The following is a 19,778-nucleotide window of genomic DNA, read 5'->3' as shown; positions in this document are numbered from 1 at the left end:
ACCGGACCCTGCGCGGGCGTGCTGGCCACGGTGCCGGTTTCGCGGCCGGTGGCGTCCAGCGCCATCATCGCGGGCTGGCCCTCGATGGAAACGGCCTGCAGGCCGTTGACCGTGGCGGGCACCACGGCCGTCCAGGCCACGCGCGCGAAATTGTTTACCGGCACGCTGTAGCTGGCCTTGCCGCCGCGCAGCTTGGCCAGGCTGCGCACGATCTGGCCGTCCGAGCCGCGCCACTGCAGCACCAGCTCGGGCGGCGCTTCCCAGTTGGCGCGGGCCGAGCCTTCATTGAAGTACACGGCTTCGATGGTCACGGCCTCGCCGGGCGCGGCCGACGGGCGGTCCAGGCGGTAGGAGACGCCGGCGTCGGCCGGGGCCGCCAGGCCGAGGGCCAGGGCGGCGGCCAGGCCGCCGAGCGGGAAAGACAGGCGCGGATTGGCGCGGAGAACGCGGATGACAGCCATGATCGCGGGTTTAGATTGGGACGAAGAACTGTAACATCGACCCCCCGCTACCGTTTGTAAAAACCCCGGCGCGCCTGTAGAAAACGTCACATTTCTATGGCGCGCAGGCAACACCCGCGACCGCCGCTATTCCCCGAACCTGATGCCCTGCGCCAGCGGCAGCGTGCGTGAATAATTGATGGTGTTGGTGGCGCGCCGCATGTAGTTGCGCCATGCGTCCGAGCCCGATTCGCGGCCGCCGCCCGTTTCCTTCTCGCCGCCGAACGCGCCGCCGATCTCCGCGCCCGAGGTGCCGATGTTCACGTTGGCGATGCCGCAGTCCGAGCCGGCCGCCGACAGGAAGGTTTCGGCCTCGCGCAGGTCGTTGGTGAAGATCGCCGAGGACAGGCCCTGGGGCACGCCGTTCTGCATGGCCAGCGCCTGGCTGAAGTCGGTATAGCGCATGACGTACAGAATGGGCGCGAACGTTTCGTGGCACACCACGTCGGTCTGGCCGGGCATTTCGGCGATGGCGGGCCGCACGTACCAGGCGTCGGGATACTGGTCTGCCAGGACGCGCTCTCCGCCCGTGACCGTGCCGCCCTGCTCGCGGGCCGCCTTGAGCGCGGCCTGCATGGCGTCGAATGCGCCGCGGTCGATGAGCGGGCCGACCAGGGTGGAGGCTTCCAGCGGGTTGCCGATGGGCGCGCTGGCGTAGGCCAGGCGCAGGCGGCGCAGCAGCTCGTCGGCCACGCTCTCGTGCACGATGAGGCGGCGCGTGGTGGTGCAGCGCTGGCCCGCCGTGCCGATGGCGCCGAACACGATGCCGCGCGCGGCCATGTCCAGGTCGGCGGTGGGGCCCACGATGACGGCGTTGTTGCCGCCCAGCTCCAGCAGCACGCGGCCGAAGCGCTGCGCCACGCGCGGGCCAACCTGCCGGCCCATGCGCGTGGAGCCCCGTGGCCGACACCAGCGCCACCGCATGCGAGTCGACCAGCGCCTCGCCCACTTCGCGCCCGCCGATCAGCAGTTCGGTCAGGCCAGGCGGCGCGTCGCCGTAGCGCTGCGCCGCCTGCGCGAACAGGGCCTGGCAGGCCAGCGCCGTGAGAGGCGTTTTCTCGGACGGCTTCCAGACCACGGCATTGCCGCAGACCAGCGCCAGCGCGGCATTCCATGACCACACCGCCACCGGAAAATTAAAGGCGCTGATGACGCCCACCACGCCCAGGGGATGCCAGGTTTCCATCATGCGGTGGCCCGGCCGCTCGGAAGCGATGGTCAATCCGTACAGCTGCCGCGACAGGCCCACCGCGAAATCGCAGATGTCGATCATTTCCTGCACCTCGCCTTCGCCCTCGGCGAGGATCTTGCCCGCCTCCAGGCTCACGAGGCGGCCCAGCGCGCGCTTGTGCTCGCGCAGCACCTCCCCGAAGAGGCGCACCAGTTCGCCCCGGCGCGGGGCCGGCGCGTCGCGCCACGCCAGGCTGGCCTGGCGCGCGCGCGTGATCGCGGCATGCGCCTGAGCCACGGTGTGCTCATGCACCCGCGCCAGTTCGGCGCCGTCGATGGGACTGCGGGCGGAAAGCGAGCCGCCGCTCAGCGCCTCCGGCTTCAGGCCGAGCGCGCGCAGGATGTCTTGAGGCTTGTCCATGGCAAGTGGCTCCCTAGGGTTATGCCTAAGTGGAGAGGTTGGAAAAAAATTTACTATACGAAACTCCATTGTGAAACGCGAAACCTTTTTGCCGCCGCCCCGTGCCGGCGGCGCCAGGGAGTGTCCGTGGCAGAACCCTTGCTGTCAGTGCAGGCCGTCACCAAGACCTATCGCCGCGACGGGCAGCCGCCGCACCTGGCGCTGGCCGGCATCGACTGCGCACTGGACCGCGGCGAGGTGATGGTGGTGGTCGGCCCCTCGGGCTCGGGCAAGAGCACCTTGCTGCGCACGATCAACGGCCTGGAAAGCATAGACAGCGGCAGCATCCGCGTGGACGGCGTGTCCATCACCGATCCCGCCACCGATCTCAACACCTGGCGCACCGAGGTCGGCATGGTGTTCCAGCATTTCAATCTCTTCCAGCACCGCAACGCCCTGGACAACGTGGCCCTGCCGCAGCGCGTGGTGCGCGGCCGCAGCCGCGCCCAGGCCGAGCGCTACGCGCGCGAACTGCTGGGGCGGGTGGGCATGGCGGACTACGCCGACCGCTACCCCAGCCAGCTGTCCGGCGGGCAGCAGCAGCGTGTTGCGATCGCGCGCGCGCTCGCCATGGATCCCAAGCTCATGCTGTTCGACGAGGCCACCTCGGCGCTCGATCCCGAAACCGTGGGCGGCATTCTCGAACTCATGCGCGCCCTGGCGCGCGACGGCATGACCATGGCCGTGGTCACCCACGAAATGGGCTTTGCCCGCGACGTGGCCGACCGGGCGCTCTTCATGGACGGCGGCCGCGTGGTGGAAGCGGGCACGCCGGAAGACGTCTTCGTCCATCCGCGGCACGAACGCACCCGGGCATTCCTGGAAAAGATTCTGTAGTCCGGATCCCGTGGTTCGGATCCTGTAGTTCGCGGCACCTGGCATCGCAGCGGCACGGCAGCAAACCAGGCAGGGCGGTTCCGGACGCCGTCCGCGCCTCCGATATCGTCCGGAAACGTGGTTTCATTCACCGCAAGGGGTCTCAAATGCTGAAGATCAGACTATGGCTGGGCGCGGCAGGGCTGGCGCTGGCGGCTTGCGCCGTCGCGGCGCCGGCGCAGGCCGACGAGCTGTCGGACATCATCAAGCGCGGCGAGCTGCGCGTGGCCGTGCAGACGTCCGGCCCGCTCATGAGTTTCATGGACAAGTCGGGCAAGCGCACGGGCCTGGCCGTCGAAGTCGCGCGGCGCATGGCCGACGACCTCGGCGTGAAGCTGGTGCTGCAGGACTACGAATGGAAGGGGCTCATTCCCGCGCTGCTGTCCGGCAAGGCCGACATGGTGGCCGCCGACATGACGCCCACGCCGCAGCGCGCGGCCCAGGTGCTGTTCTCGGTGCCCATGTTCTACGCCGAAACCGTGGCCGTGGTGCCCAAGGACTCGCCGTACAAAACCTACGCCGAGCTAGACAAGGAGGGAGTGACGGTGGGCGTGCTGGGCGCGAGCACCTACGCCGAGGTGGGCAAGAAGATGCTGCCCAAGGCCACTATGAAGGAATTCTCGGGCGGCAGCGCGCCCGTGGGCCAGGCGCTGTCCAGCGGCCGGCTGGACGCGGGCATCATGGCGCTCACCACCGCCAACCAGTTCATCGCCGACTTCGGCAACCTGCGCGTGCTCGAGGGCATCATGGTGCGCGAGCCGCTGGCCTTCGCTGTGGCGCCCAACGCCTTCCGCCTGAAGTTCTGGCTCGACAACTGGCAGTCGCTCAAGACCGCCGACAACTCCCTGCCCGAAATGGTGAAGTACTGGTACTCCACCGACTGGAAGAAAGACCACTGACGGGGCCGGCGCGCGCATGGACTGGCTGCTCGACTACTACAACTGGCGCATCGTCGGCCAGTACACGGGCCAATTCGCCGAAGGCCTCGCCAACACCCTGATCGCCGCGGGCGCCAGCCTGGCGCTCGCGGTGCTGGCGGGCATCCCCCCTGGCCCTGGCGCGCATGTCCGAGCGCGCGCCGGTCTGGCGTCCGGTGGCGGGCTACGTGCAGTTCGTGCGCGCCACGCCGCTGCTGGTGCAGATCTACCTGGTCTATTACGCCGTGCCCGCGCTCGTGCCCGGCGCCAAGGCCTGGAGCGAGATGGCGCTGGGCATTATCGCGCTGACGCTGCACCACGCGGCCTACATGAGCGAGATCATCCGCGTCGGCATCCAGTCGGTGCCGCGCGGGCAGATCGAAGGCGCCAAGGCCTGCGGCATGGACTACCGGCAGCGGCTGCGCTACGTGGTGCTGCCGCAGGCTTTCGCCAACATCCTGCCGCCGCTGCTGGGGCAGACCGCCGTGCTCATCAAGGACACCTCGCTGCTGTCGCTCATCACCGTGTTCGAACTGGTGGCCGCGGGCGTGCAGATGAACAGCGACCGCATCGTGCCCAACGAGGCCTTCCTCACCATCGCGGCGGGCTATCTGATGATCTATTGCGTCATGCTGCTGCTGTCCAGGGGCGTGAGCCTCTGGCTCGCCGGCCCGGCCTGGAGCGCCAAGTGAGCACCCTGGACGCCTACCTCTCCACCGCCGGCGTGGTCATGCCCTTTCTGCTCAAGGGCTTCTGGGAGACGCTGAAGATCTCCTTCGTCGCCATTATCGCGGGCTCGCTGCTGGGCTTTGTGATCGGGGTGATCCGCAGCTACCGCATCCGCGTGGCGCACCAGCTGCTGGGGCTGTACATCCACGTGCTGCGCGGCACGCCGTTCCTGGTGCAGCTCTACATTTTCTATTTCGTGCTGCCCAGCTCCGGCATCGAAATGCTGCACTGGGACTCGGGCACGGCGGCCTTCGTCTCGCTGTCGGTGTACACCTCGTGCTACGTGGCCGAGATCGTCATGGGCGCCATCCAGGCGGTGCCGCGCGGGCAGACCGAGGGCGCCATGACGCTGGGCTTGCGGCCGCTGCAGATCCTGCGGCTGGTCATCCTGCCGCAGGCCATGCGCCTCATCGTGCAGCCCATGAGCGGGGTATACGTCATGCTCATCAAGAGCACGGCCATCCTCTCGGTGGTGGGCATTACCGAACTCACGCGCCAGGGCGAAGTGTTCATCATCACTTTTCCGGCCCATTCGCTCTTCATCTACGCGCTGATCGCCGCCATCTATTTCGTCTACTGCTACCCGCTGCTGCGCCTGGCCAACTGGCTGGAGAAGCGGCTGACGGGCCGCATGCAGGCCGCTTCCCTGCATTAGAGGGCGTATCGCCACGCTCCAGGTCCCGTTTCCACCGAACCCCGCCATGCCCTCCGAATACGTCGACACCTACTACCAGCGCACCCTGGCCGACCGCGACACCTACTACCCGCCGCTGGCCGGCGCCGCGTCCACCGACATCTGTGTGGTGGGGGGCGGGCTGGCGGGCCTGTCCGCCGCCCTGGAACTCGCCCGCCGGGGACGCGACGTGACCCTGCTGGAGGCCCGGCGCATCGCCTGGGGAGCGTCGGGCCGCAATGGCGGCTCGGTGTCGCCCGCGTTTTCGGCGGGCGCCGACGCCATCATCGCGCGCGTCGGCCCCGAGCACTACCGCCAGCTTTACCGCCTGTCGATGGAGGGCGTGGAAATCATCCGCGAGAACATCCGCAGCCTGGGCATTGCCGACGCCCACAAAGTGGACGGCAGGCTGCGCGTGGTGCGCTACGAGGCCACCGAGGCGCTGCAGCGCTTCTGCGAAGCCCAGCAGCGCGATTTCGGGCGGGAAGTGCGGTTCCTGACCCGCGCCCAGGTGCGCGAGCGCCTGGTGTCCGACGCGTATTTCCAGGGCGTGGAAGACCCGGCTTCGTTCCATTTCCACCCCCTCAATTATGCGCGGGCCCTGGCCCGCGAATGCGCGCGCCTGGGCGTGCGCATCCACGAAGACAGCGCCGTCTCGCAGGCCGGCCTCGACGGCGCGGTCAAGCGCCTGCGCACCGCCGGCGGGGAAATCGAGGCGCGCTGTGTGGTGCTGGCCATGGGCGGCTACACCGGGCCGGTCGTGCCCGGGCTGCGCCGCGCCATGCTGCCCATCGCCACCTACATCATGCTGACCGAGCCCCTGGGCGACCGGGTGCGCCAGGCCATCCGCACCGCGGCCGCCATCGGCGACGACCGCCGCGCCGGCAATTACTATCGCGTCCTCGATGGCGGACGCATCGGCTGGGGCAGTAGAATCACCACCCGCGTCGACGACCCGCCCGATCTCGCCGAGTCGCTGCGCCGGGAGCTGCTTTCCGTCTATCCGCAATTGCAGGGGCTGCGGGTCGAGACGGCCTGGTCCGGCCGCATGGCCTACGCCCGGCATCTCATGCCGCAGATCGGCAAGCTGGCGCCCGACGTGTGGTACTGCACCGCCTTCGGCGGCCACGGCATGAACACCACGGCCATCGGCGGGCGGGTGGTTGCCGAGGGCATTGCCGGCGACAGCGGACGCTACCGGCTTTTCGAGCCGTTCGGGCTGGCCTGGAACGGCGGGGCGCTGGGCACGGCGGCGGTCCAGCTCACGTATTGGTCGTACCAGGCGCGCGACTGGTGGCGGGAACGGCGCTCGCGCATATGACAGGATGTACAGATGCGAGCCACCAAACAGAGCGTACTGGCACAACGGCTGCGGGCCCTGCGCCAGGCGCGCCGCTGGACGCTGAAACAGGCGGCCGAGGCCACGGGCGTGTCCGCGTCCACCCTGTCCAAGATCGAAAACAGTCTGCTTTCTCCCACCTACGACAACCTCATCAAGATCGCCGCCGGCCTGGGCCTGGACGTGGCCGAGCTGTTCACGCCTTCCGACGCCCACATGGGCACCGGCCGGCGCAGCCTCAGCCGCCGGGGAGAAGGCCGCCAGTACGAAACGCCGTATTACGACCACCGGCTCCTGTGCACTGCGCTCTCGCACAAGCGCATGATGCCGTTCCACACCCGCATCAAGGCGCGCTCCTTCGACGAATTCCATGACTGGAGCCGCCACAACGGCGAAGAATTCGTCTACGTCCTGAGCGGCGAAGTCGAGCTCCACACCGAGTTCTACCAGCCCGCCCGCCTCGCCGCCGGCGAGAGCTTCTACATCGACAGCCGCATGGGCCATCGGGTCATCAGCGTGAGCGAGCAGGACGCCATGGTGCTGTGGATCTCCACCCATGCCGACCTGGGCGAACACTGAGCCGCCGGGCTTTTCCCCCGCCGCGCACAACAGGGTAAAATTCGCGGCCCGGACCCGTTTTCGGGCGCCGGTCACCATCGCGCGGCAGTAGCTCAGCTGGATAGAGCACGGGCCTTCTAAGCCTGAGGTCGGGGGTTCGAGCCCCTCCTGCCGCGCCAGGATTGCTCATGGAATCAAGCGTTTATGCGGATTTGGCGGTCGCTAACGTGGCAATTATTAGAATTTTTTCGCCAGCGTCAGAACTTTACTCTGTAGCAGAAGCTCGTTTGATGCGCCGTCGGTCATAGTGTCGATGGGTTGTCGCCGGGTTGGCGTGCGCGGCGAAGTCGTAGGCGTCGGCATCGCGCCTGGCGAGTTTGCTTGTGATCGCTGCCGGCCGAACGTCTTGCAGATTGAAGTACATCGGTTGGCTGGTCAGCGTCCTTTCGCTAACTTCATCGCCATGCGGCTTGATCCATGCCAGCATTGCGTCCTTCCAGCTAGAGGCCCAGCCCCGTCGCGTGTAGCTTTCGGTGCTTCTGGTCGGGGCGAAGAGGTAGGGGCTATCGGGGTCGTCGCGGTCCAATGCCCTTTGAACGACGCCATGCAGCCGCTTGGACTACAGGCGCTCTTTCTCGGTCCAGGCCCAGGCCAGTATCGGCGCAAAATGAGGTGTCTGGACGTTAGAACCGATCCCTCAAGACCCACATGAAACCGTCGTTGTTTTCCTGGATCAGTTCTAACGCAGCGCGGCGAAAGCGCATATAAATCAAGACGTTAATAATTGAAAGCACGGGCCTTCCAAGCCTGAGGTCGGGGGTTCGAGCCCCTCCTGCCGCGCCCCCCCATTGCGCCGCGTTGCCGGCGGCGCGCATTCCACCCCAGCCTTTCCCTGCGCCGAGAACTTCCCGCGGCGGGCTTGCCATGCGCATTCCGTGGTAGTAACCTACGTTATTATTTTCCGGATGCCGCCATGTCCACCGACACCGCTCCCGATGGCGCGACCGCGCCGCCCGCCGAGCAGGCGTCTTCGTTCGACCCCTTCGAGCAGGCGATGCGCGACCTGTCGCGCCGGCTGGGATCGAAAGGCAGGGGGCCCTTGCAGCAGTCGGTGTTTTCGCGGCTGCTGCAATACACGGCGCTGCGGCTGACGGACAGGCTGGACGAACCGCTGCGCGAGCACGGCCTGAATTCCACGCTGTGGACGGCGCTGGTCATCATCTACAGCAGCCCCGAGCACGAAATGATGCCGTCCGCGCTCAGCGACTTTCTCAATGCGTCGCGCACCCATGTCACGCGGATCTCCAGGGAACTGGCGGAGCAGGGCTATCTGCAGCGCGTGGCCAGCGCGCAGGACGGGCGCCAGGTGCTGCTGCAGCTCACCGCCCAGGGCCGGCAGTTCGTCGAGGAGTACCTGCCGCGCCGCCGCGCGCAGCTCTCGCGCACGTTCGCCGTCTTCGACGCCGCCGAGCTGGCGCAGTTCGAGGCCCTGACGCGCAAGCTGTTGCGCGCCGTGGATTAGGGGCTGCGCACCCCGGGCGCCGGGTTTCCGGTTTCACGCAACGCTTTCCCGGGTCCCGGCCATTCTGATAGTAACGTAGGTTATTAATATCCCTCTTGCCGCCGCCATGGATGCCCAACGCTCTCCGCCCGCCGCCGAACCGCATCGGTGGATGATCACGGTGTCGATCATGATGGCGACCGTCATGCAGACGCTGGACAGCACCATCGCCAACGTCGCGCTGCCGCACATGGCGGGCGGGCTGTCGGCGTCGCAGAGCCAGATCACCTGGGTGCTGACCTCGTACATCGTGGCCGCCGCGATCGCCACGCCGGTCACGGGCTGGCTGACGGGGCGCTACGGCCGCTCGCGCGTGTTCCTGGTGTCCATCGCCGGCTTCACGATCGCGTCGCTGCTGTGCGGCGCGGCGGCGAACCTGGCGGCCATCGTGGCGGCGCGCCTGCTGCAAGGCGCGTTCGGCGCGGCGCTGGTGCCGCTCTCGCAGTCGGTGATGCTGGACATCAATCCGCCGGAGCGCCATGCGCGCGCCATGGCGACCTGGGGCATGGGCGTGATGCTCGGCCCCATCCTGGGGCCCACGCTGGGCGGCTGGCTGACCGACAACATGAGCTGGCGCTGGGTGTTTCTCATCAACCTGCCGATCGGGCTGCTGTCTTTCGCCGGCGTCTGGTTCTACCTGCGCGACGAGGCGGCGCCGCGCAAGGCGGGCTTCGACGGGTTCGGCTTCGCGACGCTGGCCGTCTTCGTCGCCATGCTGCAGCTCGTGCTGGACCGCGGCGAGCAGGTGGATTGGTTCGAGTCGCTGGAGATACGCGCCTACGCGGTGTGCGCCGTGATCTCGCTGACGTTTTTCGTGATCCATACCGCCACCGCGGGCGCGGGTTCGTTCCTGAACGTGCAACTGCTGCGCGACCGCAACTTCGTGACCGGCACCGCGTTTTACTTCCTGCTGGGATTGCTGCTGTACGCTACCCGCGCGTTGCTGCCGCCCATGCTGCAGACGCTGCTGGGCTACCCCGTCATCACCACGGGGCTGGTGACCGCGCCCAGCGGCCTGGGCACCATGGTGTCGATGCTGATTGCCGGGCGCATCGTGGGCCGGGTGGACGAGCGGCTCATCATCGCGCTGGGCATGGGGCTGACCGCGCTGTCGCTGTGGCAGCTTGCCAACCTGTCGCCCGTGCTCTCCGAATGGCACATCGTGTGGCCCGGATTCATCCAGGGGCTGGGATTGGGGTTTTCTTCCGTGCCGCTCACCACCCTGACGTTCTCCACCCTGGAGCGTGCGCTGCGGCCGGAGGGCACGGCCATCTACAGCCTGTCGCGCAACATGGGCAGCAGCATCGGCATCTCGGCCATGCAGGCCCTGCTGACGCGCAACACCGCCGCCATGCACAGTTCGCTGGCGGCATACGTGACGGCGGGCGCGCTGCTGACCCGGCCGGACGGCTTCGACCGGGTGTTCGACCTGCACTCGCTGGCCGGCCTGGCGCGGCTGGACGAGGTGCTGCAGAACCAGGCGGCGTTCATCGCTTACCTGGACGATTACCGGCTGATGATGTGGCTGACGCTGGCGACGCTGCCTTGTCTGCTGCTGATGCGCGTCCGCCGGCGCGCGCCAATGCGGGAAGAAGAAACTCCCGCGCCGATGGAGGCCGACTGAACGTTGCGTTCGCCCGGGTATGATCTGCGCATCATCTCTCCACTGGCATGGGCGGCGCCCGGCATTTCATTCGGAAGAAAGCATGCGCAACGTTTCCTGGGCCCGGTTGGTCCCTGAACTGCTGGTCGGCGATATGTCGGCGAGCCTGTCGTTCTGGACGGGGCTCGGCTTTTCGGTTCTGTACCGGCGCGAGGAAGAGGGGTTTGCCTACCTGGACTTGGACGGCGCCCAGATCATGCTGGAAGAAGTGCGCGCCAACCGGACCTGGGTCACCGGTCCGCTGCAACGTCCATACGGCCGGGGCATTAATTTCCAGATTGCGGTGCCGGCCATCGAACCGCTGGTCGAGGCGCTGCGGTCGCAGGGATGGCCGTTGTTCCTGGCGCCCGAAGAGCGGTGGTACCGCGCGGACGGGATCGAATTCGGCGTGCGCCAGTTCTTGGCGCAGGATCCCGACGGCTACCTGCTTCGGTTTTCCGCGTCGATTGGCCAGCGGCCCTGGGCGGGTTGATGCGCGGTTGATTCTCGCCATGGCCTTGCGCGAATGCCTGCATGGGCGCAAGGGGATATCTACGTTCCGGCGCTGCGCCGGAACAATAACGAGGGCGTCACGGTCGCGACAACAACCTGCGCGCCGCCCACCTGTATGTGCTGGCGACCGAGGCGCTTTTGCCGGGACGCAGCCATGACCTGCGGCCATCATGTCCCTGGTTTCCGAGGCGCCGGAGGACAGCGAGTTCCACAAGGCGAGGCTGGGCCGCATTCCCGGGCTGTTGCACATCACAGTGAACACGCAGGGAGCTGGCCGCGGGCGCCCGCCTCAACCGAACAGGCCCGACCGTTCCTTGAGCAGCTCCAGCAGCGTCAGGGCGGCCAGGAGCAGGGCGGGCGCAAGAAAGAAGAGCGCAGCCCAGCCGAAGCGCCGCGCCGCGGGTTTCTTCCGGCGCAGCAGCAGGAACACCGCAAGGGACAGCGCGCCCCACACCGCCAGGAAAGCCGCGAGCGCCGTGACCACGAGGTGGCCCAGGCTGCCCACGTCCGCCCGGCACACGGCCGGAACCAGGGCAAGCGACAGTGCGCACGGCGTGGTCTTTTTCATGGGTTTCGATGCGTATGGCGGAAAGCCTGGCATCTTAGGGAGTTTGCGGGCCGCGCGCCAGCGCGGCTGGGACGGCGGCCCGGGCCGGCGCCCGGGATCTGGTGGATGCTGGCACGATGAGGGACCGGCGGGGCGCCGCCGTGGGAGGGCGCTTACTTCACCACGCCGCACACGATGCGCGCGCCGCCGCCGCCCAGTTTTTCAGGGTGGTCGCTGTGGTTGTCGCCGCCCGCATGGATCATGAGGGCGTGGCCGGCGAATTCCGAGGCTTTCAGGCGCGGCGCCAGCACCGGGTAGGTGGCGCTGCCGTCGGCCGCCACATACAGGGCGGGCAGGTCGCCCTTGTGGCCGGTCTTGTCGTAGGGGCCCTTGTGGGCGTTGGTCTTATCCGGATCCCAGTGGCCGCCGGCCGCGCCGGCGGGGGTGGGCTTGCCGTCCACGTCGGCGGTGTCGCACGAAGGCTTGGCGTGCAGGTGAAAGCCGTGAATGCCGGGCGGCAGGCCTTCGAGCTTGGGCGTAAGCAGGGCGCCGTAGGGCGTCTGTTCGATGTTGACGGTGCCCGCGGATTTCTCCACGCCCTTGAGGCTGACGAAGGACATCTCCACGGTGACCGGCTTGGCCGCCAGGGCGGCGGCGGAAAAGGCCATCAAGGCGCCGGAAATCAGAATTCGCATGGCTGTGCTCCTGTTGGGAAGGCGGTCCCGGCGGCGCGTTCGGGCGTTCCGCTCGGCCGTAACGGCAAGTGTATCGGCGCGGACGGCGCCGTGGCGCACGCGCGCCGGGCGAATGGTGAACGGATGTGTGGCCGTGCTTCCGTTTGCGTCCGGCCGCGCCGCCGGTTGCGGCGACGCCACGGTCGCGCGGGAGTTTTCCGGAATCTTCCTATGTGAATGTCGTTGTGGGAGACGCACCATACCGTCCACGCGAACGCTCCCGTCCGTGGAGCGCCCACCCAAGCACCCAGTATCCCGCATCCCGCGCCCGCGTTCCCGCCGGCGCCTCGCGCCCGGCCGGTACACGCATGAGGAGGTAGCAGGGCAATGACCAGCCGATTTATCCGCGTGCTCGTCGCGGACGATCACCCCATCGTGGCCTCGGGAGTCAGCCACGAACTCGAGCGCGACCCGGCCATCGACCTGATGGGCTGCGCCAGCAACTCCACCGAGCTCGTCGCCCGCCTGGAGGCGCAGCATTGCCACGTGGTCATCGCCGACTACGTCATGCCGGGCGGCCGGTACGGAGACGGCCTGAGCCTCATCGCGCTGCTCAGGCGGCGCTTTCCGCAGACCGGGCTGGCGGTGCTCACGGTGGTGGACAACGCCACGCTGCTGCGCTCCCTGCTGGCCTACGAAGGGCTCTGCCTGTTGAGCAAGCTGGACGCCGCCAGCCACATCCTCCATGCCGTGCGCACCCTGCACGAGGGCGGCGTCTACCATTCCCCCTCCATCCGCAAGATGATCGCCAGCCTCGACCTGCCGGGCAACGCCGTCAGCCTGACGCGCCGCGAGGCCGAGGTGATCCGTCTTTTCTGTTCCGGTGCCACCATTACCGAAATCTCCCGCATGTCGCACCGCAGCGTGCAGACCGTGAGCTCGCAGAAGCGCAGCGCCATGCGCAAGCTCGGCCTGTCGCGCGACGCCGACCTGATCCGCCACGGCTTCGAGGCCATGCGCATCCACGCCGCCGAAGGCGCGCGCGCCCGACGCCGGCTGAGCTGTCCCGCTCCGCCGCCCGTTTCGCTTTCTCCGCGTTCCGGTGGCCGGTCACCGGACAGTTTTCGCACGTGTGTGCGTTTCGGCGTCGCGCCTGGCGGTACTATCGAAAGCACGCCTGTGCTGGACGCGCGCACGGCGACAAAAACGATACGCACCGAGGAGAGACAACGTGGACAAACAAGCGGCCGGGCGCTGGTATTTCGGCTGGAACATCGTGGCGGCGGCCACGGTGCTGACCTTGCTGACGGTCGGCCTGCGCATGGGCATCGGCCCGTTCTTCCTGCCCATGGCCGAGAGCCTGGGCTTTTCCCGCAGCCTGCTGTCGGCCATCGTGGCCGTGGGCATGCTGTGCTACGGGCTCGCCATGCCGCTGGCCGGCCACCTCGTGAACGTGCGCGGCACGCGGTTCGTGCTGCTGGCCGGCACCGCCATCGTGGTGCTTTCCTCCATCTGGACGGCGTTTGCCCGCGGGCCCGTCGAGTTCCTGCTTTCCTTCGGCGTGGCGCTTTCCGTGGGGCTGGCCTTCACCAGCCCGGTGGCGCTTACTCCCGTCATCAGCCGCTGGTTCACCCGCCAGCGCGGCATGGCGCTGTTCTTTCTTTCCACCGGTTCCATGGCCGGCATCGCGCTCATGACGCCCACGCTCGCCTTCGCGATTTCGGCGGCCGGCTGGCAGGGAACCCTGCTGGGCTTTGCCGCGATATTCGCGCTCTTCACGGTGCCGGTGGCGTTGTTCGTCGTGCGCGACCAGGCGCCGGAGCATACCGATCTGCTACCCGGCGACGCTTCCCGGCGCAGGGCGGCCACGGCGGAGGCCGCGTCCCGCGCGCCCGCCATGGCGCTGCCGCAGGCGGTGCGCAGCATGCCCTTCTGGAAGATCGCGCTGGGGCTTTTCGCCTGTGGCTTCAGCATGAACCTGCTGGGCACGCACGGCATGCCCATGCTGATGGACCACGGCTTCGACGCCACCACCAGTTCGCTGGGCATCGGCCTGATCGGGCTGGTGGCGATTTTCAGCACGCTGGTGCTGGGCCGCATGTCGGACCAGCTCGAGCGGCGCAATATCCTCGCCGCGATCTATCTGGTCCGCGGTCTGGGATTCTTCGCCCTGGCGGCCGTCGGCACGCATTGGGAGCTGTACCTGGCCGCCACCATCGGCGGCGTGGTGTGGGCCGGCAGCATCGCCCTGTCATCGGCCATCCTGGCCGACGTGTATGGCGTGCGGCTGGTGGGCGTGCTGTACGGCCTGGCGTACCTGGGGCACCAGGTCGGCGGCATGATCAGCTCCTGGCTGGGCGGCTGGGCCTACGAAGCATTCGGCACGCACTGGATCGCCTTCGGCGCCGCCGGCGCGCTGCTGGTGCTGGCCGCTCTCGTATCCCTGCGCCTGCCGGTGCGCGGCCTGCCGCGGCAAGCCGCGGCGGCATGAGTATTCGCGGGCGGCCGCCCGGCGCCTCAGGCGGTGTTGCGGTCTTTCAGCAGCGAAACGAGTTCGGGCACGTAGCGCTGGCCGCCGCCCTGTTCCACGGCCTCGTCGTAGGTGCGCAGCACCGCCTCGCCGATATGGTCCACCGCGCCGGTCTCCGCCGCCATGGTGGTGTAGTACGACAGGTCTTTCTGCGCGTTGGACATGAAGAACTTCAGCGAGGACGCGTCCTGCTCCAGCAGATAGGGCTTCAGGCGTTCCAGCGCCACGCCGCCGCCGCCGCCCTTGCCCAGCACGTCGGCGAAGACGGCGGGGTCGATGCCTGCGCGCAGCGCGCAGGCGGCCGCCTCGGCCAGCAGCGCGATGGTGCCCAGCGACACGTAGTTGTGCAGCAGCTTCATGCGGTGTCCGGCGCCCACCGGGCCGGCGTGCGTGATGTTCTCGGCGAAGCAGGCCAGAATGGGCCGGCACTGCTCGAACAGGCCGGCGTCGCCGCCCACCAGCAGGTTGAGCCGGCCTTCGGCCGCTTCCTTGGGCGTGCGCGTCATGGGCGCATCCAGGAACCGGCCGCCCCGGGCCTCCACTTCCCGGGCCACCTTGAGGGTGGAAGAGGGGATGGCGGTGGAGCAGTCGATGACCACGGCGCCCGGACGCAGGCCTTGCAGCACGCCGCCCGGCGAGAGCAGCACGGCCTCGACCTGCGGGCTGCCCGTCACGCACAGGATGATGATGTCGGATTGCGCCGCCAGCGTCGCGCCGTCGGCGCAGCTGCGGGCGCCCGCCGCCTTCAGCGCGTCCAGGGGCTGGTTGCCCGGGTGCTCCAGCACCGTCAGCTCATGCCCGTGCCTGACCAGGTTGCTCGCGATGCCGTGGCCCATGAGGCCGATGCCCGCCATGCCGATTCTTGCCATCTTCCACTGCTCCTGCCTTGTAGGTTGTGTTGTGGCGTAGATGTTACTCCCAAGCCGGACCGGCCGCGGACCGTCCGCCCCGCGACCGTGCGGGCGCGGCCACGGTCCTGGCCGGGTCCCGCTTTGCGATACTAGGACCGACGCAATTTCCCTTTCCGAGCCATGACAGAACCGATTCCCGAGGGCTACGCGCCCTGGCGCCCCGGCAGTCCCTACATGAACCACCTGGCCGACCTCGGCGCCCTGTACCGCCGCGCCTCGGACGGCGTGCTGGCGCTGCGCATCGCCCAGCCGCACATGAACACGCACGGCATCGCCCACGGCGGCCTGCTCGCCACGCTGGCCGACAGCGCGCTGGGGCTGGCCATCAACGAGCAGACTGGCCTGTCCATCGTGACGGTGCAGATGTCGGTGGAATACCTGAACGCCGTGCGGCCCGGCGACTGGCTGGAGGCGCACGTGCAGATCGACAAGCAAGGCAGGCGCCTGGTCTACGCCACCTGCCTGCTGCGCGTGGGCGGGCGCGTCATGCTCAAGGCCAATGCGGTTTTTGCCGTGCGGGCCGCGCCGGTGCCGGCCTCCGACGCCTGAGGCCGCCCGCGCCGCCTACAGGTACGGCGTGGCCAGCCAGATCACCTTGTTGCGCAGCCGCTTGAGGAAGGGCGCCGACAGCAGGTTCTCCAGCGTTTCGCGGCGCGCGTTGGCGATCAGGCCGTCGATCCGCGCGCCGATCCAGCGCGCCAGTTCCGGGTCGTAGATCTCGGTGTCCAGCTCGAAATTCAGGCGCAGGCTGCGCGGATCCAGGTTGGAAGACCCCACGTAGGCCCAGGCGTCGTCCACCGTCATGAGCTTGGAATGATCGAAGGCCCCGCGGGCGCGCCAGACCCGGCAGCCCGTGTGGATCACCTGGTCGAGCTGCGCGGTCATGGCGTAGTCGACCAGGCGCAGATTGTTCTTGCCGGGAATCACGATGTCCACCTGCACGCCCCGGCGCGCCGCCGTGGCCAGCGCCCCGATCAGGGTCTGGTCCGGCAGGAAATACGGCGACTGGATGCGCACGCGCCGCTGCGCCACCGCCAGCGCGCCCAGCAGCATATTGTGCGTGCTGCCGATGGCCCGGTCCGGGCCCGACGGCACGCAGCGCATCGGCACGCTGCCCGCCGGCGCCGTCGCGTGCGGATCGAACCAGGGCCGCGCGGGCAGCGATTCGTGGGTGGTGAAATTCCAGTCGTGCGCGAAGACCGACATCAGCTGCGTTACGATCGGCCCTTCCAGCCGGAAATGCGTGTCCGCGTTGACGCGCTGGCCCGCCACCGCGCTCACGAATGCCGCCCGCACGTTCATGCCGCCGGTAAAGCCCACCCGGCCATCCACCACCAGCACCTTGCGGTGGCTGCGCAGGTTCGCGTAGGGCATGCGCATCACGCCCAGCGGATTCGTCATGAAGCGCGCCACCGGCACGCCGCCCCGGGCCAGCATGCGCACGATGGGCGGGCGCGAATACTTGGCGCCGATGGCGTCGATCAGCACCCGCACCTGCACGCCGCGCGCATGCGCCTCGATCAGCGCCTGCGCCATTTCGCGCCCGATCACGTCGTTGTCGAAGATATAGCTCTGCATGGCGATGGCGTGCCGCGCGCCGCGTATGGCCAGCAGCATCGCCGGATACGCCTCGTCGCCGCCGGCCAGCGGCCGCACCGTGTTGCCGCCCAGCAGGCGGAACCGGCTCACCCGGTCGCCCAGCACCTTGAGCGAGGCGAACTGCGGACCCGAGATCGGCGCCACGTCCACGGGCGGCGTCTCGACCTGGTCGGCGTCGATCACCATGGCTTCGTCGCGCTGCTGCGACACCCGCGTCTTGCGGATGCGGTTGATGCCCGCTACGAAATAGAAAAGCGCGCCGAACAGCGGCGAAAACAGCGCCACCCCTACCCATCCGATAGCCGCGCGCACATCCTGCTTCGTCATCGCCGCGTGCACCGCCGCGCCCGTTCCCGCCACCACGCTGACTGCGAAGATCAGATGAGGCCAATACTCGATGAGCAGCGCGTGCAGGCGATCCATGGCGGCGAAAGCGGACAGGCTCCGAAAAGCGGGGGGTGAAGGGCAAGCGCAAGAATAGCAAGGAAGCGCCGGCTTTCAAGCCGGGCTTCCACACCTGGGAAAAAACATGCTAATATTTGACTTCTTTGCTGCTTCCGCTTCGCACGAAGCCGCCAGCCGCGTGCCCGATACCCTATCTGGCACGCAGGCCCGAAAAAGGGAAAACGGCAAACCGCAGCGGTGGCTGTAGCTCAGTTGGTAGAGTCCCGGATTGTGATTCCGGTTGTCGTGGGTTCGAGTCCCATCAGCCACCCCATAGAATTCAATGAAATCAGGCGCTTAGGTTAATTCCGAAGCGCCTTTTTCTTTGCCTGATGGTGGCAGGAACACCGATTGGTGACATCAGGCGCTCTTCATCTTCACGACTCGACGCCGGTCGTACCCGTGCATTGGAGACCCCGAAGGCACTCCTGCGCCATTGTCCTGGCGTGTTCTCGCTGCGCAGCCTCATCCGCAACGTGCCGGTCCTGGATTCAGTGCCTGTCAGCCTCGACGGTTCTTTCCGTCGTAAACAGCCTGCTGTATTGCGCCGCGCGCACCCTCCGCGAGGCCGCGCTGGCTGGCGATCTGCCATTGCGCCTGAGGGGCGCATTCGCGGCCAGCCCCCGCGTGGCGCCGCTGGCCGCTTTCGCGTGTTCGGCGTCCATCTTCATCGCGCTCACGCTCGACGGGCAATTTGTCTTTAAGCTTGCGACCGCTGTTGCCACGATCGGCGCACTAACCGTCTGGTTGATGATCTTCCTGGCTTCTTTTCGCCTGGCTTCCCGGCGCGAGACGGCGGGTAGCCTGCCGCCCCTGACACGATGGAAAGCCGTGCTCGGGGCGAGCATCACGGTGGCTATCTTCGTCTCGCTGCAATTCTTCGAGCTTTTCAGCTCCTCGCTTCAATTGGGTCTGCCCGCCGTCATCTTGGTGGGCGGCGCGACGCTGCTGGCAAAACGCTCAAAGCCCGAATGGCGTGAGGTCGCCGCTCAAGATTCGGGGCTTTCGCGTTGAAACCGCACAGGCGGTCCGGCGCGAGCGCAAAATACGCTGGGTATCGGCCGCGCCTCAGGCATGCCAGCGCTCGGTTGCCCTGGCGCGCGAGTTGCCTGCCAAGAGCCATGTGGTCACTGACGCGCAGGCAGCCAAGGGTTGCGCGCACTTAGCGCCGCGACAGCCGCGCGATCCGCACGCCGTTGAAGCGCATCCATTCGCCGATCAGGGGGCTGGCCAGCACGGAGTACTCGGCCGCGCGCTGGCCGGCCAGGCGGTCGCCGGAGCTGGGCAGGCCGGGGTGGCACATGATCAGGTCGCCGTCCAGCGCGTGATACAGCCAGTGATGCAACAGGGCCGCGTAGCGGCGCACGCCGCCGTCCAGGCCGTAGACGCCCAGCATGCGGCGGTTGGTGCGCCAGCCGTCGCGGTGCGCGGCGCGGCGCAGCGCGGCCGCGCCCAGTGCGCCGATGAGGTGCGCCTTGGCGGCGTCGCGCAGCGGAATGCCGTCCAGGATGCCGGGAGCGGTGTGTCGCAGCCAGGGCCGCTGGGGGCCGTAGCGCCGCCGCAGGAAGTCCAGCAGGCGCGGCAGCACGCCGGGCAGCTGGTGCACGTGCTGGTGCCCGTCGACGTAGTCGGGCGCGCGTCCCAGGGTGCGCTCGAAGGCGTCGAACTGGCGCGCCAGCTGCGTGTCGATCCAGGCGCCGTCGAGACGGCCGGTATAGGCCCGGGCGATCAGCGCCGGCAGGGGCATGACGGCGGTCCGGCCCGCGGCGTCGAAGGCTTCGGTGAGGTTCAGGTGTACGCCCAGGTCTGCGTCGATGCCGGCCAGGGCTGGGGCGTCGGCGGCAAAGGCGGGGCCGAGCGCGAGGCAGCTCACCGCGCTGAGCCGGCCCATTGCGGCGAGCTGCAGCATGCCGGCGTCGATGCCGGGAGTCATGCCGAAGTCGTCTGCGCACACCACGATGTGTTTCCAGCCTTGGCGGGACCCCGGCTTGCGCGCGCCATGATGCGGACCCGCGCCGCCGCGCTGAGGCGGGCGGGGGCGGATCGCGCGCGTCGTCCGAGGTGGGGGCGGCGGCACTGCCCGGGAACGGCGGGCGGGCGTCGGCGGGGGCCGGGATGCGCGCGCCGCCACTGGC

18 protein-coding genes, 2 tRNA genes and 3 pseudogenes are annotated in these 19,778 nt (G+C 68.3%); 15 read left to right on the top strand and 8 right to left on the bottom strand.

The window, feature by feature from the left end; all coding sequences use genetic code 11:
• Positions 1-461, bottom strand: a pseudogene (locus tag AD428_RS07775) (phospholipase A); the annotation flags it as partial.
• A 126-nt stretch (positions 462-587) separates the two neighbouring features.
• Positions 588-2,091: pseudogene (gene amaB, locus AD428_RS07770) on the bottom strand (L-piperidine-6-carboxylate dehydrogenase).
• Between the two features lie 126 nt (positions 2,092-2,217).
• On the opposite strand from amaB, the gene AD428_RS07765 reads away from it, so the two are divergent.
• From AD428_RS07765 to AD428_RS07735, 7 genes are all read left to right on the top strand, one after another.
• On the top strand, positions 2,218-2,967 hold the full coding sequence (locus AD428_RS07765; RefSeq protein WP_053244759.1) for an amino acid ABC transporter ATP-binding protein: 750 nt from the start codon (positions 2,218-2,220) through the stop codon (positions 2,965-2,967).
• A 146-nt stretch (positions 2,968-3,113) separates the two neighbouring features.
• Positions 3,114-3,905, top strand: coding sequence for an ABC transporter substrate-binding protein (locus tag AD428_RS07760; RefSeq protein ID WP_053244756.1), 792 nt, complete (start codon positions 3,114-3,116; stop codon positions 3,903-3,905).
• A gap of 164 nt (positions 3,906-4,069) precedes the next feature.
• Positions 4,070-4,615 carry an amino acid ABC transporter permease gene (locus AD428_RS07755; protein WP_235489430.1) on the top strand — a complete coding sequence of 182 codons (546 nt, stop codon included), beginning with the start codon at positions 4,070-4,072 and terminating at the stop codon, positions 4,613-4,615.
• Between the two features lie 38 nt (positions 4,616-4,653).
• Complete coding sequence (locus AD428_RS07750) at positions 4,654-5,307, top strand: amino acid ABC transporter permease (RefSeq protein ID WP_053244758.1); 654 nt, start codon at positions 4,654-4,656, stop codon at positions 5,305-5,307.
• Between the two features lie 46 nt (positions 5,308-5,353).
• Entirely contained in the window at positions 5,354-6,646 is a 1,293-nt protein-coding gene (locus AD428_RS07745; protein ID WP_053244755.1) for an NAD(P)/FAD-dependent oxidoreductase, read from the top strand.
• A gap of 12 nt (positions 6,647-6,658) precedes the next feature.
• Positions 6,659-7,243 (top strand): helix-turn-helix domain-containing protein, encoded by a 585-nt coding sequence (locus AD428_RS07740; RefSeq protein WP_053244754.1) that lies wholly within the window; start codon positions 6,659-6,661, stop codon positions 7,241-7,243.
• Between the two features lie 81 nt (positions 7,244-7,324).
• Positions 7,325-7,401: transfer RNA gene (locus AD428_RS07735), tRNA-Arg, on the top strand.
• Between the two features lie 86 nt (positions 7,402-7,487).
• Here the strand turns inward: AD428_RS07735 and AD428_RS26005 are convergent.
• Complete coding sequence (locus tag AD428_RS26005; protein ID WP_152968018.1) at positions 7,488-7,709, bottom strand: hypothetical protein; 222 nt, start codon at positions 7,707-7,709, stop codon at positions 7,488-7,490.
• A 486-nt stretch (positions 7,710-8,195) separates the two neighbouring features.
• Here AD428_RS26005 and AD428_RS07730 point away from each other — a divergent pair, with 486 nt between their 5' ends.
• The 3 genes from AD428_RS07730 (at position 8,196) to AD428_RS07720 (ending at position 10,918) form a co-directional block, all read left to right on the top strand.
• Complete coding sequence (locus AD428_RS07730; protein WP_053244753.1) at positions 8,196-8,744, top strand: MarR family transcriptional regulator; 549 nt, start codon at positions 8,196-8,198, stop codon at positions 8,742-8,744.
• Between the two features lie 106 nt (positions 8,745-8,850).
• Positions 8,851-10,407, top strand: coding sequence for a DHA2 family efflux MFS transporter permease subunit (locus AD428_RS07725; RefSeq protein WP_053244752.1), 1,557 nt, complete (start codon positions 8,851-8,853; stop codon positions 10,405-10,407).
• Positions 10,408-10,489: 82 nt separating this feature from the next.
• Positions 10,490-10,918, top strand: a complete 429-nt coding sequence (locus AD428_RS07720; RefSeq protein ID WP_053244751.1) for a bleomycin resistance protein — start codon at positions 10,490-10,492, stop codon at positions 10,916-10,918.
• Positions 10,919-11,227: 309 nt separating this feature from the next.
• On the opposite strand, the gene AD428_RS07715 is transcribed toward AD428_RS07720, so the two are convergent.
• Together AD428_RS07715 and sodC are read right to left on the bottom strand one after the other, a co-directional pair.
• Positions 11,228-11,506: a hypothetical protein gene (locus AD428_RS07715; RefSeq protein WP_053244750.1), complete on the bottom strand. Its 279-nt coding sequence runs from the start codon at positions 11,504-11,506 to the stop codon at positions 11,228-11,230.
• Between the two features lie 152 nt (positions 11,507-11,658).
• Complete coding sequence (gene sodC / locus AD428_RS07710; protein WP_053244749.1) at positions 11,659-12,180, bottom strand: superoxide dismutase family protein; 522 nt, start codon at positions 12,178-12,180, stop codon at positions 11,659-11,661.
• Between the two features lie 366 nt (positions 12,181-12,546).
• On the opposite strand from sodC, the pseudogene AD428_RS24590 reads away from it, so the two are divergent.
• Positions 12,547-13,098 (top strand): annotated as a pseudogene (locus AD428_RS24590) (response regulator); the annotation flags it as partial.
• Positions 13,099-13,390: 292 nt separating this feature from the next.
• Positions 13,391-14,650, top strand: a complete 1,260-nt coding sequence (locus AD428_RS07700) for an MFS transporter (RefSeq protein WP_053244747.1) — start codon at positions 13,391-13,393, stop codon at positions 14,648-14,650.
• A 26-nt stretch (positions 14,651-14,676) separates the two neighbouring features.
• On the opposite strand, the gene AD428_RS07695 is transcribed toward AD428_RS07700, so the two are convergent.
• On the bottom strand, positions 14,677-15,558 hold the full coding sequence (locus AD428_RS07695; protein WP_053244746.1) for an NAD(P)-dependent oxidoreductase: 882 nt from the start codon (positions 15,556-15,558) through the stop codon (positions 14,677-14,679).
• A 162-nt stretch (positions 15,559-15,720) separates the two neighbouring features.
• Here AD428_RS07695 and AD428_RS07690 point away from each other — a divergent pair, with 162 nt between their 5' ends.
• Positions 15,721-16,149, top strand: coding sequence for a PaaI family thioesterase (locus tag AD428_RS07690; RefSeq protein ID WP_053244745.1), 429 nt, complete (start codon positions 15,721-15,723; stop codon positions 16,147-16,149).
• 15 nt (positions 16,150-16,164) lie between these two features.
• On the opposite strand, the gene AD428_RS07685 is transcribed toward AD428_RS07690, so the two are convergent.
• Positions 16,165-17,622 carry a phospholipase D-like domain-containing protein gene (locus AD428_RS07685; protein ID WP_053244744.1) on the bottom strand — a complete coding sequence of 486 codons (1,458 nt, stop codon included), beginning with the start codon at positions 17,620-17,622 and terminating at the stop codon, positions 16,165-16,167.
• A gap of 219 nt (positions 17,623-17,841) precedes the next feature.
• Between AD428_RS07685 and AD428_RS07680 the strand changes: the two genes are divergently transcribed.
• Together AD428_RS07680 and AD428_RS26000 are read left to right on the top strand one after the other, a co-directional pair.
• Positions 17,842-17,917: transfer RNA gene (locus AD428_RS07680), tRNA-His, on the top strand.
• A gap of 80 nt (positions 17,918-17,997) precedes the next feature.
• Entirely contained in the window at positions 17,998-18,657 is a 660-nt protein-coding gene (locus AD428_RS26000) for a hypothetical protein (protein ID WP_353506951.1), read from the top strand.
• 148 nt (positions 18,658-18,805) lie between these two features.
• Here the strand turns inward: AD428_RS26000 and AD428_RS07670 are convergent, their stop codons facing one another.
• Positions 18,806-19,600 (bottom strand): ChbG/HpnK family deacetylase, encoded by a 795-nt coding sequence (locus AD428_RS07670; RefSeq protein WP_235489425.1) that lies wholly within the window; start codon positions 19,598-19,600, stop codon positions 18,806-18,808.
• Positions 19,601-19,778: the final 178 nt, after the last annotated feature.

It is taken from the genome of Achromobacter sp. DMS1, from assembly GCF_001270295.1.
The sequence above is the reverse complement of the archived record's forward strand: the minus strand, read 5'-3'. Positions and strand labels throughout refer to the sequence as shown.